Raw genomic sequence first — 12,703 nt, 5'->3', positions numbered from 1 at the left:
ACAGCGGTCATCGAATCAATGAATTTGGCCGTCCGCCCCGTGCGGACGCAGTCACGAAAAGAAGGAACGAACATGCTCTCCTGGGACGACGAACCAAGCACCGCACCAGCCCCGCGCGCACCACAAGCCGGCGAAGCAGCAGTACCCGCCGCCGAAGTCGCCAAGCGCGTCAACGCCGACGACAAGCGCATCATCAACGGCCAGACCGACGTGAACCAGCTGGTGCCGTTCAAGTACAAGTGGGCGTGGGACAAGTACCTGGCCGGCTGCGCCAACCACTGGATGCCGCAGGAAGTGAACATGCAGCGCGACATCGAGCTGTGGAAGAGCCCGAACGGCCTGACCGAGGACGAGCGCCGCATCGTCAAGCGCAACCTCGGCTTCTTCGTCACCGCCGACTCGCTGGCCGCCAACAACATCGTGCTGGGCACCTACCGCCACATCACCGCGCCGGAATGCCGCCAGTACCTGCTGCGCCAGGCCTTCGAGGAAGCGATCCACACCCACGCCTACCAGTACATCGTCGAGTCGCTGGGCCTGGACGAGCGCGAGATCTTCAACGCCTACAACGAGATCGCGTCGATCCACGACAAGGACCAGTTCCTGATCCCGTTCATCAACGTGCTGACCGACCCGGAATTCAAGACCGGCACCCTGGAAAACGACCAGAAGCTGCTGAAGTCGATCATCGTGTTCGCCTGCCTGATGGAAGGCCTGTTCTTCTACGTCGGCTTCACCCAGATCCTGGCGCTCGGTCGTCAGAATAAAATGACCGGCGCCGCCGAGCAGTACCAGTACATCCTGCGCGACGAGTCGATGCACGTGAACTTCGGCATCGACCTGATCAACACGATCAAGATGGAAAACCCGCAGCTGTGGACCCCCGCCTTCCGCGAAGAACTCAAGACCCTGTTCATGCAGGCCGTCGACCTCGAGTACCGCTACGCCGAAGACACCATGCCGCGCGGCGTGCTGGGCCTGAACGCCCCGATGTTCAAGGGCTACCTGCGCTTCATCGCCAACCGCCGCGCCGTGCAGATCGGCCTGGATCCGCTGTTCCCGAACGAGGAGAACCCGTTCCCGTGGATGAGCGAGATGATCGACCTGAAGAAGGAGCGTAACTTCTTCGAGACGCGCGTGACCGAGTACCAGACCGGTGGTGCATTGAGCTGGGACTGATCTCCCGCATCGGACTCACGAAACCCGGCTGCCGGCAACGGCAGCCGGGTTTTTTCATGCCCGAATCCGGAGCTATGCTAAGTTTGCGTTCCTGATCGCAGTCATCACCTGAGAGGACAAGACCAGCCATGCCCCCGGAACAAGCCAAGGAACTGCTGCAGACATTGAAGGCACGCTTCGACAAGAACATGCACCGCCACGCGGGAGCTGACTGGTCCGAGGTAGCGGCAAGACTCGCAGACCATCCCGCCGCGCTCGCTTCGCTGGCACAGATGGAGGCCACCGGCGGCGAGCCGGACGTCGTCGGCATGGACAAAGCCACTGGCAGCATCGTCTTCTGCGACTGCTCCCCCGAGTCCCCCGTTGGCCGCCGCAGCCTCTGCTACGACCGCGCCGCTCTAGATGCGCGCAAGGAAAACAAGCCGCGCGGCAGCGCCGAAGACATGGCCGCCGGCATGGGCATCGCACTGCTGACCGAAGAACAGTACCGCCACCTGCAAACGCTCGGCGAATTCGACCGCAAGACCTCCAGCTGGATCGCCACCCCGCCAGACGTGCGCAAGCTGGGCGGCGCGCTGTTCGGCGACCGCCGCTACGGCCGGGTGTTCGTGTACCACAACGGCGCCGAGTCCTATTACGCGGCGCGCGGCTTTCGCGGCCTGCTGACCGTGTAAGCCAGGCGCTAGCGCCGCTTCTGCGCCACCAGCGCCAGCAGCTCCGGCGCCGCCACCGGTTTCACCAAATGATGGTCGAACCCTGCCGCCATGGCGTTCTGCCGGTCCTGCTCCTGCCCGTAGCCCGTCAAGGCGATCAGCATGGCCCCGGCCGTCTCGGGCTGCGCCCGTAGGCGGCGTGCCAGTTCGTTCCCATCCATCCCCGGCAAGCCGATATCGAGGATGCACACTTCCGGCAGCCCGATCCTGGCCCGCTCCAGCGCCTCCTGCGAGCCATGTTCGATCATGACGGCGTGGCCGGCCGCCTCCAGGCACATGCCCAGCATCTGGGCCGCATCGACGTTGTCGTCGACCACCATCACGCGCCGCGCGGCAGTCGGCGCCGGCGCCAGCGCATCGCCCTGCGTGTCGAACTGCGCATCCTGCCCGGCCGCGCGCGGCAGGGTGACGAGGAAACGGCTGCCCCTGCCCAGGCCTTCGCTGTGGCAGGCGACGCTGCCGCCGTGCAGCTCCACCAGGCTCTTCACCAGCGCCAGGCCGATGCCGAGGCCGCCCTGCGAGCGGTCGGGACTGCGGTCGGCCTGGGCGAACAGGTCGAAGATGCGCACCTGCAGTTCTTGGGCGATGCCGATGCCGTTGTCCGCCACCTCCAGGATCACTTGCGATCCGGTGGCTCCCATCGTCACCTCGATGCGGCCTTCCGCCGGCGTGTACTTGGCCGCGTTGCCCAGCAGGTTGCTCAGCACCTGCACCAGGCGCTTGTGGTCGCCCAGCACCTGGGCGGCATCGAAAGCCAGTTCCACCACCAGCCGGTGGCGCTTCGCTTCCATCAGGGGACGGGCCTGTTCGATCGCATCCGCGATGACCTGTTTCACGTCGAGGCGCGCCTGCTGCAGCTCCACCAGGCCGCGCGTGACGCGCGAGACGTCGAGCAGGTCGTCCACCAGGCCGGTCATGTGCCGGACCTGGCGCGAGATGATCTGGCTGGTGCGGCGGCGCTGCTCGGGCGCCAGGTCGCGCGACTCCAGCAGGTCGGCGGCGGCGCGGATCGGGGCCATGGGATTGCGCAGTTCGTGCGCCAGCATCGCCAGGAATTCGTCCTTGCGGCGGTCGGCCTCGTGCAAGGCTTCCTCGGCGCGCTTGCGCTTGGTGACGTCGATGCAGACCGCGAGGATGCTGTCGGCGCCCTGTCCGTCCGGGGCGCGGATCAGGCTGACGGTATTGTTGACCCAGACGCTGCTGCCGTCCGGACGCAGGTAGCGCTTTTCGATCTCGAACGGCTCGCCGGTCGCGACGGTGTGCTTGAACAGCGGCAGGTTCAGCACCAGGTCGTCCGGATGCGTGATTTCCTGCATCGCGGTCCCGAGCAGCGCTTCGCGCGTGCGTCCCACGATGTCGCAGAAACGCTCGTTGATCTTCACGATCCGGCCTTGCAGGTCGGTTTCGCAGATGCCGGCGGCGGTCTGCCCGAACACCGACTGCAGATGGGCCTCGCTCTTGCGCAGCGCATCTTCGGTGCGGCGGCGCTTGGTCAGGTCGACGAAGGTGCAGACCGCGCCCTGCAGCTGGCCGTCGCGCCAGACCGGGCGGGCGCGGTACTCGACCGGAAAGGCGCTGCCGTCCACCCGGAAGAACATCTCGTCGTCCACCAGCGCCGGCACGCCGTCGCGCGCGGCGCGGTAGATCGGGCAATCCTCCACGCAGTAATGCGCGCCGTCCGAGTGCGCGTGGTGGATCACGCCATGCAGCTTCCTGCCGATCACTTCGTCTTCGCTGCGGAATCCCAGTATCTTCAGGAAGGCGGCATTGCACATGATGGTGACGCCTTCGCGGTCCACCGAATAGAAACCTTCCTCGGTGCAGTCGAGCAGCAGGCGCAGGTAGTCGTGGCTGCCGCGTACCCGCTCCTCGGCCTCACGCAGTTCGATCGCGATGCGGCTGCGCTCGATCGATTCCCAGCAGCGGTTGGCGACCGCCTCCAGCAGGCGCACCTCATGCGCCTGCCACTGGCGCGGCGCCGACTGGTGCAGGGCCATGCCGGCCACCCACTGGTCGCCCTTGATGACGGGGACCGAGATCACGGCGCGGATGCCGGTGTCGCGGTAGGCCTGCAGCACGTCGCCGGCACTGGCGTCCAGCTCGCTGTCTTCCACGACATAGGGCTGGCCCAGGCGGTTCAGGCGCACGAACTCGGCGCCGAAGGCGGCCAACTGGTAGCGCCCGACGATGCTGGGAACGCCATTGGTATAGTTGCCGGTGAGGGTGAAGCTGCCCTGGTCTTCGCTCACGTAGGCATAGGCGCAGCGGTCCGCCCCCAGGTACTCGCCCAGCAGGCGCGCGGCGGTATGGGCGATCTGTTCGGGATCGGTGAGCAGGCGGATGGCGTCGTCGAGCCCTGCGATGAAGCGGTAGCGGGCCAGTTCGGCATGCAAGGCGGATTCCTCGTCGGTCCGAGGCATCGGCATGGGTTGGGCGTTCATTGACTGCGTATCTGCGGCTGCTCGGGCCGGTAGCGGGGGAGGGTAGGCGATTATAGCCCCGCGATCCATTGCGTAGCGCTCGTCACGGCGCCAGGGCTGCAAGGAGCAGCGCAAGCGGCCGAGTTGCCATATGATGTCGGACTGTCCAGTTCGCATTCCCAAAAAAACAGGAGAACTCCCTTGCAAGCCAAGACCCTGACGCTGCATGCGGCGCTGCTCGCCAGCCTGGCAGCCGCGTCCAACGCACTCGCCGCGCCGGCAACCAGCGCCGGCCTGACCACCTTCCAGAACAACTGCGCCAGCTGCCACAGCGTGGATACGAACCTGTCCTCGCGCGCAGGTCCCGGCCTGTTCGGCGTCCTCGGACGCAAGGCGGCCGGCGTTCCCGGCTTCAACTACTCGGCCGCCCTGGTGAAAGCCGGCGCCGCCGGCAAGACCTGGACCCGCGAGGAACTGGATGTTTTCCTGGCTGACCCCGCGAAGAACGTGCCGGGCACCACGATGCCGGTCGGCGTGCCCGACACGGCGGCCCGCGCGGCACTGGTCGACTACCTGGCCGGCCTGCAGGGCGCCGTCACGGCGGCGGCGCCTGCGAAGGCGGCGACGGCGGCCGAGCGCCAGGGCTCCTGGGACGACAACCAGCCCGGCCGCATCCACCACATCAAGCTCACCGACATGCCGCCGCCCTTCGCCACGAGCAGCGCCGGCAACGGCCCGCGCGTCGAGGCGCGCCCGAACGGCAGCATGCCGACCGTGCCGCAGGGCTTCGCGGTCAGCGTGTTCGCCCTCGATGCCGACAAGCCGCGGGTAGCGCTGCGCGCACCGAACGGCGACATCTTCCTGGCCGCCACCGCCAAGGGCGAGATCAAGGTGGCGCGCTCGAAGAACGGCCAGGCGGCCGACAAGGTCGAGGTCTTCGCCAGCGGCTTGAGCCGCCCCTACGGCATGGCCTTCTGGCCCTCCGGCGCGAACCCGCAGTACCTGTACGTGGCCAACGTCAACTCGATCGTGCGCATCCCCTACCGCAACGGCGACCTGAAGGCGCGCGGCGCGACCGAGACCGTGGTGGCGCAGCTGTCCGACACCAGCGGCGGCCACACCACCCGCACCCTGGCATTCTCGAAGGACGGCAAGACCATGCTGCTGTCGATCGGCTCGGCCACCAACGTGGCCACCGAGATCGGCCCGCAGCCGCCGGAGCCGATCGCGCAGTGGGAAGCCAAGCATGGCCTGGGCGCCAGCTGGGGCGTGGAGACCGACCGCGCCACCGTCATGGCCTTCGACGTGGACGGCAAGAACCGCCGCACCTATGCCACCGGCCTGCGCAACTGCGTCGGCATGCTGGTCTACCCGGCTACCGGCGACGTGATGTGCACCGTGAACGAGCGCGACGCGCTGGGCGACAACCTGCCGCCTGATTACCTGACGCGCGTGAAGCAGGGTGGTTTCTACGGCTGGCCGTGGTACTACATCGGCGACAATGAAGACCCGCGCCTGCAGGGCCAGCGCCCCGACCTGAAAGGGAAAAGCATCGTGCCGGACGTGCTGATCCAGTCGCACTCGGCGCCGCTCGGCATGGCGGTGTACCACGCGCCGAAGGGCGCCAAGCACGCCTTCCCCAAGGAGTACGAGGGTGACGTGTTCGTGGCCCTGCACGGTTCCTGGAACCGCGGCGTGCGCACCGGCTACAAGGTGGTGCGCGTGTTCATGAAGAATGGCGTGCCGACCGGCCAGTACCAGGACTTCATGAGCGGCATGGTGCTGAGCGACCGCGACGTTTGGGGCCGTCCGGCCGCCGTCGAGGTGGCGGCGGACGGCGCCCTGCTGGTGGTCGACGATGCCGGCGGCGCGGTGTGGCGGATCGCCCCGCAACGCTGAAGCTTCTCCTGAAAACCCGTCGCGAGACGGGTTTTTTCATTGTTGAGCTCGCTCATCATCGGCCGCCTGTCCCTGCACTAAGGTGAGGAGGATCGACAAGGGAGGAAGCGATGAACGTCAGGGAAACTCCGCGCGCGGTGGCGCGCACGGTGGAATGGGAATTCGCCCAGTCGACCTATGCAGGCGTGCTGGCCGACGTGCCCGCCGCCTTGTTCCCTTGCTGGGCCAGGGGCGCACACGAGGAGTTCCCCGGCATTCCCCGCGACGCTTCCTTCTATGCCCAGGCCGCCGAAGGGCTGATGATGTTCTTCGATTGCGCGGCGGCCGCGGGCAAGACCTGCGCCTTGCCTTCGCGTGCGGCCGATTCGGTGTGGCATGCGTGGACGCGCCTGGATGCGGCGGGGCTCGAGCGCTTCTGCATCCGCCATTTCGGCCGCAGCATCCCGCATGTCGAGCGGGGCCACATGCAGAAAGGGGAGATGGGCAAGGCGCTCGCGGCATGCCTGGTGCAGGCGCGGCGCCGGGCGTCGCAGCCGGCCGCCGGCAGCCACCTGCCGCGGCTGTTCTCGCTGGACAGCCAGCTGGGGATGCCGCGCGGCTTCGGCTACCGGATCATCGGCGGCCTGGTCGCCTGTTCGACCCTGGACGATTTCGGCGATCCCGAGGGGAGGGTGAGTTATCCGAAGGAGCTGACGCCCTATGGTCTCTACCTCGAGGGCCTGGTCAGCGAAACCGAGTACCAGCAAGCCGTACGCCTTGCACGCATCCCCGACCTGCGTTCCACGACTGCGGACAGCTCGAACGGCGGTGCCGTCCTCGGCACAGGGCTGCTCGGCGACCGCGTTTGCGATGATGGCGACGGCGTCTGCGGGGACGGCGACAGTGCGGGAGGCGACAGCGGAGGCGGCGGCGCGTGCGGCGGTGGCTGCGGCGGCAGTTAAATGGACTTCATCGCCCTCATGCACACGGGCGACCGGGTCGTGAATGTCCGCGTGCCGTAGCGCGTGGACAATCGACGAGGTGGGGCGGCGGGCGCCCCGTCCGGGTCAGAACTGGCGGGAATAGCCCAGCGTGACGGCGCCGAAGCGCTGGCGATCATAGAGGATGCCCGGCGGACCTTCCGCTTCCGGACGCGGCAGGCTGAGCCAGGTGTACTGCAGCGATACGCTTGCCTGCTCCGACACGCGGTAGCCCAGGCCGGCACGCAACTGCCAGGCGAAGCCGCTCTTGGCGGCCGGGCCGAAGCAGTTGCAGTTCGCCCCCAGGCCCAGCAGGGGCAGCTTGACACGGCCCCAGCCGATGCCGCCGCCGACGAAGGAGTCGATCCGCTCGCTCAGCCGGTCGGTGCGGTAAGCGTTCGCGAACAGGGCCTGGTAGCGGCCCTTGCCGTTCACCGCCTGGCTCAGCGGGGCGAGCGTGAGCCGCTCGACCTCGATGCGTCCGGCCTCGTACTCCAGTTCGTAGCGCAGGTGTTCCGACTGGCGCCCCACCATCAGGCCGCCGTGCACGCCGCGATCGAGGTCGGCGCGGCCGCTGCGCGGCGTGCCGAAGCCGAAGTCGACCTGGGCGTCCCAGTCCTTCAGCGTGTTCACGCCCGCATGGGCGCCCCAGTAGCGCACCGGGTCGGCGGAGCGGGCCTGGGTGGCCTGCGCCGACGCCTGCGCCGCCGCCAGCGCGGCAGCAAGGGCCACGCAGCACTGCATCAATCCGTTCATACCTTCTCCTTAGCTTCCGAAGCCGGTGCCGAACACCGCATTCAGGTCCGCAGCACCCGCGGCCGCGCCATGGGCGACGCCGACCAGCTTGATCTGCTCGAAATAATTCTGCTCGACCGCTTCGATGAAGCCGGCCGCGCTGGTGGACGTGTACATGCCCGCCAGCTGCTTCACCAGCGCCTGGACCGAGGCATTGTCCTGGTTGGCGATCAGGTAGCCTTCGGCGTCGAATCTGAAGGCATTATCCATGCTCACGCTGAACTGGGCGCCACGGTCGGCATAGCCCTTGGCCGCCAGGCCGAGCTCGCGGGCCTGGGCGGCCGAGACCAGTTCGGTCAGGCCGCCGGCGTTCTGCCAGAGGTGGATGTTGACCGCCGCCTTGCCCGCGGCGGCCGCGAAGAAGCCGGCCGAGCCCTGGACCAGCTCGTAGCAGGCATAGGGCAGGGCCTGGCCGTCGACGGCGAAGCTCAGGTCCTGCGTGAACGGCTGGTAGAACGCCGACACGTGCTCCGCGTCCAGCCTGTCCACCATCGAGTCGAAGGCCACGCCCTGGAACACGTTGCCGGTGCCGCTGCTCTTGGCCTGGGCATCCGCGATATCGGCGGTGTAGTAGGTCTCGCCCGAGTTCAGGCGCACGCTGTAGACCTTGTCCGGCGTGGTGTCGAAGACCAGCAGGCCGGGGTCGACGATGCTGCCGTTGACCACGCCGTCATAGTCGCCCTTGCCGCCGTCGGTCAGCGTGATCACGATGCGGTCGATCCGTCCGTCCTGGTTCAGGTCGATCAGCGTGGCGCCGTCGTCGAAGGTCGACAGGTCCTGGTCGTCGAGGAAGCTGAACCAGCTCTGGCTGGCGCGGTCGAACTTCATGAAGCCGTTCGACACCACGCCGTTCAGGCCAAGCTCGATCACGACGCGGGTCTGCAGGCCCGGGCGCGACGGATCCAGGTCCGGCAGGCTCGCGACCCCGGCTTCCGCTTCGACGGTGAACTTGAACACCGGCGAGGCTGCGCGCAGCTCCTCGGGCAAGGTCGCCGGCAAGGGGCTCAAGCCGAGGTCCTTGAGCTGGCCGCCCGCGGTCAGTTGCACGCTCGCGGTCTCGGCGCCGATGTTCCCCGCCAGGATGGCGCCGAAGGCCGCGACCGGGGCGTCCTTGCCGAGGGCGACGTCGGCGAGCGAGCGCAGGGGCAGGAGGGCAACCGTGTTCTGTTGCCAGTCGAGGATGCCGTCGCGGTTGTAGTCGCCGCCATAGGCTGCCAGCTCGACCGAAGGCATCACGCCGTCGAGGTCGGTGACCACCGTGACGCTGACCGGCGCCGAGGCGATCACCCTGCCGCCGGCGTCCATCACCTGGGCGGTGTAGGTATACACGCTGTCGTCGAGCGGACCCGGACCCACGTTGACCCGGCCCGCCAGGGCGTCGGCCTCGGTGATGAGGGTCGTGCCGAGCACCCTGCCTTCCGGCGACAGCAGGCGCACGCTGCCGCCCGCGGCGACCACGTCGCCGCGCAGCGTGAATTCCGGCGTGCGTACGCTGGTCACGGTATCGGTGTTGCTGGCGCCGTCGTCGCTGGCCGGATCGAGGCCGGTCTCGAGCACGGGCGCGGGGACCACCACCGGCGGCTCGGGCTGGACCGGCGGCAGCGGCTGCGGTTGCGGTTGCGGCTGGGGTTCCGGTTGCGGCGCCGGCGTCACGACCGGCGCCGGCGGCACCAAATCGTTGTCCAGCAGGGTGCCGGTCGCATGGACGCCGTTCACCACCAGCACCGCGCTTTCGGACGATTCGACGCTGTCGTCGTCCACGGTCGGCAGGGTCACGCCGAAGCTGGCCACGCCGGCCGGGACGACGACGATGCCCGATGCCGGATCGCCGTTCTTCCAGGCCACGCCATGGCTGAAGGAAAGGGCGCCGAGGTCGGCGCCGGAAGCGGTGCCGTCCAGCGCCAGCGTGAATTCGGTCGGCGCCGGCGCGACGCCGTTCAGGGTCACGGTGTAGTGCAGCGTGCCGCCTTCGGTGACGACCGAATCGCGCGGGTCCTGGCCCAGGTTGGCCGCATCCTCGGCCAGCACGGCGCGCACCGCCAGGCTATCGTTGTCGGTCAGGGTGCCGGTGGCGCTGATGCCGCCGATGGTCAGCACGACCGATTCCGCGGTTTCCACCACCTTGTCGTCCGCGGTCTGGAGCGTGACGGTGAAGGCCGTCACGCCGGCCGGGACCACGATGGCGCCGCTGGCCGGATCCTGGTTCTTCCAGCTCACGCCCTGACCGAAGGAGATCGCGCCCAGGTCGGCGGCGCCGGCGCTGCCGCTCAAGGAGAGCGCGTATTCGGTGGCGACCGGGCTGGGGCCGTTCAGCGTCGCGCTGAACAGCAGGGCGCCGCCTTCCACCACGCTGCTGTCGACCGGCAGCGCGCCCGGGTTGGCCGCGTCCTCTGCCCTCAGGGCGGACATGCTCTGGCTGTCGTTGTCGGTGATGGTGCCGGTGGCGGCGACGCCGCCCACGGTGGCGACCAGCGATTCCGCCAGTTCGATGATGTCGTCGTCGGCGGTGCCGACCGTGATCTTGAAACTGCCGACGCCGGCCGGCACGACGAGGATGCCGGTGGAGGCATTGCCGTTCTTCCAGTCGACACCGTCGCTGAACACGACGCCCTCGACGTCGGCTGCGCTGGCGGTGCCGCTGAAGGCAAGCAGGAACTCGGTGTCGGCCACGTCCGCGCTGCTCAGCTGGACGGTGTAGCGCAGGATCCGGCCTTCGGCGACCACGCTGTCGACCGGGCTCAGGCCGACCTGGCCCGCGTCTTCCGCGATCACGCTCGCCACGCTCACGCTGTCGTTGTCGGTGATGGTGCCGGTGCCGGTCACGCCGCCCACGGTGATGGCGAGCGACTCTGCCAGCTCGACGGCGCTGTCGTCGGTGGTGGCGACGCTGATGCGGAAGCTTCCCAGGCCTGCCGGAACCACCACGATGCCGGTGGCCGGATCGCCGTTCTTCCAGGCGACGCCGTCGCTGAACGCCAGCGCCCCGTGATCGAGGCTGCCCGCCGTGCCGCCAAGGGCGAGCACGAATTCCTCTTGCGTGGCGCCGGCTGCGCTCAGCACCACCGTGTACTGCAGCGTGCCGCCTTCGACGACTGCGCTGTCGACCGGCAGCGTGCCGGCCCGGGCGGCGTCTTGGGCCAGCACCGAGACGATGGCGGGGCGGTCGTTGTCGGTAATGGTGCCGGTGGCGGCAATTCCACCCACGGTGAGCACCAGGCTTTCGGCGCTTTCGACGGCGTCGTCGTCGAGCGTCGCGACGCGGATCGTGAACGAACCCACGCCGGCCGGCACCACGATGATGCCGGTTTGCGCATCGCCGTTCTTCCAGGCCACTCCTGCGCTGAACACCAGGGCTGCGCGGTCGGCGCTGTCCGCCGTGCCCGATACCGCCAGCGTGTGCTCGACGGCCACCGGGCTGGCGCCGTTCAGCGTCACCGTGTAGAGCAGGGCCGCGCCTTCCACCACGGCGGAATCGACCGGCGCGGCGCCGGTATGGGCGGCATCCTCGGCCAGTACGCTTGAAACCGACTGGCCGTCGTTATCGAGGAGGGTGCCGGTGGCAGTGACGCCGCCGACCGTCAGGGCGAGCGTTTCCGGTTCCTCGATCAGCGTATCGTCGAGCGTCGCCAGGGTCGCGTGGAAAACGTTCATGCCGGCCGGCACCACGATGATGCCGCTCGCCGCATCGGCATTCTTCCAGGCCACGTCAGCGCTGAACGAGAGCGCGCCGCGGTCGCCGGCCGAGGCGGTGCCGCCGATGGCGACGGCGTATTCGGTCGGTGTCGGGCTGGCGCCGCTGAGCGTGATCGTATAGCGCAAGGCGGCGCCCTCGGTGACGCTGGCGTCCTGCAGCGCGACCGCCGACACCTTCTGGACGTCGTTGTCGAGGATCGTCGCGGTGGCCGACTTGCCGCCCACCCCGAGCACCACCGATTCCGCGCCCTCGATGAGGACATCGTCGACGGTCGCTACCGTCACGGTGAAACGGGCGACGCCGGCCGGGACGACGAGCTTGCCGTCCACCAGGGTGACGCCATCGGTGAAGACGAATTTGCCGAGGTCGAAGCCATCGGCCTGGCCGCCGAGCGTGAACGCATGGCTGTTGACGATGCCGGATGCGGCGCTGAGGGTGACGACGAATTTCAGCGCTGCGCCTTCGACCACGCTGCTCGCGCCCTGGTCGGCCACGACGCCGGCCACGCTCTGGACCGGACTGGCGGTGTCGTTGTCGTTGATCGTGACGACGCCGGTGTTGTCGACGATCGCGGCAAAGGTGCTGTCGCTGAGGATCACTTCCAGGCTGCGCGTGCCGTCGGCCGCGGCGTTGCCGATCAGCGGCACCTGGAAGGTCGCCGTCGTCTGCTGGGCGGCGAAGCTCAGCGTACCTTCGGTCTGGACATAGTCCTTTCCGGCGCCGGCCGTGCCGTCCACGGTCGCGTACTTGACCGTGACCTTGTCGCTGGTGGCCTTGCTCAGCTTGACGGTCACGATCGCCACGCCCGCGTCCTCGTCCACGACGACGTCGGCCACCGTCAGCTGCGGCTGCATGGCCAGATAGCCGTTCAGTTCGTTGACCACGTCCTTGGTCGCCGCATTGCCGGTCGCCTCGCCGTTCTTCTGGGTGAGCGTCATGCCGTTGAAGGTCAGGCCGAGGAAGTCGTACCCGGTGCTCTTGCCGTCCACCAGCGGAACGATCGAGGTGGTGCCGGTCTTGGTCGTCAGCACGTGCGTCGCGGGG

At 68.3% G+C, this 12,703-nt stretch carries 6 protein-coding genes and 2 pseudogenes; 4 read left to right on the top strand and 4 right to left on the bottom strand.

Translation table 11 applies throughout. The features are described 5' to 3' along the window. The first annotated feature begins 72 nt into the window (after positions 1-72). Both ACK4S9_RS02640 and ACK4S9_RS02635 read left to right on the top strand, forming a co-directional pair. Positions 73-1,179 (top strand): ribonucleotide-diphosphate reductase subunit beta, encoded by a 1,107-nt coding sequence (locus ACK4S9_RS02640; RefSeq protein WP_409721046.1) that lies wholly within the window; start codon positions 73-75, stop codon positions 1,177-1,179. A gap of 128 nt (positions 1,180-1,307) precedes the next feature. After that, positions 1,308-1,853, top strand: a complete 546-nt coding sequence (locus tag ACK4S9_RS02635; protein ID WP_409721044.1) for a DUF4256 domain-containing protein — start codon at positions 1,308-1,310, stop codon at positions 1,851-1,853. An 8-nt stretch (positions 1,854-1,861) separates the two neighbouring features. Here the strand turns inward: ACK4S9_RS02635 and ACK4S9_RS02630 are convergent, their stop codons facing one another. After that, positions 1,862-4,333 carry a PAS domain S-box protein gene (locus ACK4S9_RS02630; RefSeq protein WP_409721041.1) on the bottom strand — a complete coding sequence of 824 codons (2,472 nt, stop codon included), beginning with the start codon at positions 4,331-4,333 and terminating at the stop codon, positions 1,862-1,864. 180 nt (positions 4,334-4,513) lie between these two features. Between ACK4S9_RS02630 and ACK4S9_RS02625 the strand changes: the two genes are divergently transcribed. Further along, entirely contained in the window at positions 4,514-6,211 is a 1,698-nt protein-coding gene (locus ACK4S9_RS02625; RefSeq protein ID WP_409721038.1) for a PQQ-dependent sugar dehydrogenase, read from the top strand. Between the two features lie 110 nt (positions 6,212-6,321). Next, positions 6,322-7,152, top strand: a complete 831-nt coding sequence (locus ACK4S9_RS02620) for a hypothetical protein (RefSeq protein WP_409721035.1) — start codon at positions 6,322-6,324, stop codon at positions 7,150-7,152. 105 nt (positions 7,153-7,257) lie between these two features. Here ACK4S9_RS02620 and ACK4S9_RS02615 read toward each other — a convergent pair whose 3' ends face one another. The 3 genes and pseudogenes from ACK4S9_RS02615 to ACK4S9_RS02605 all read right to left on the bottom strand — a co-directional run. Then, positions 7,258-7,926: an outer membrane protein gene (locus ACK4S9_RS02615; protein WP_409721032.1), complete on the bottom strand. Its 669-nt coding sequence runs from the start codon at positions 7,924-7,926 to the stop codon at positions 7,258-7,260. A 9-nt stretch (positions 7,927-7,935) separates the two neighbouring features. After that, a pseudogene (locus tag ACK4S9_RS02610) lies at positions 7,936-8,841 on the bottom strand (choice-of-anchor U domain-containing protein); the annotation flags it as partial. A gap of 438 nt (positions 8,842-9,279) precedes the next feature. Next, a pseudogene (locus ACK4S9_RS02605) lies at positions 9,280-12,513 on the bottom strand (Calx-beta domain-containing protein); the annotation flags it as partial. Between the last annotated feature and the right edge of the window lie 190 nt (positions 12,514-12,703).

The sequence above is a fragment of the Massilia sp. genome (assembly GCF_046293535.1).
Taxonomy (GTDB): Bacteria; Pseudomonadota; Gammaproteobacteria; order Burkholderiales; family Burkholderiaceae_D; genus Telluria.
This window is presented reverse-complemented; position numbering and strand designations above follow the sequence as displayed.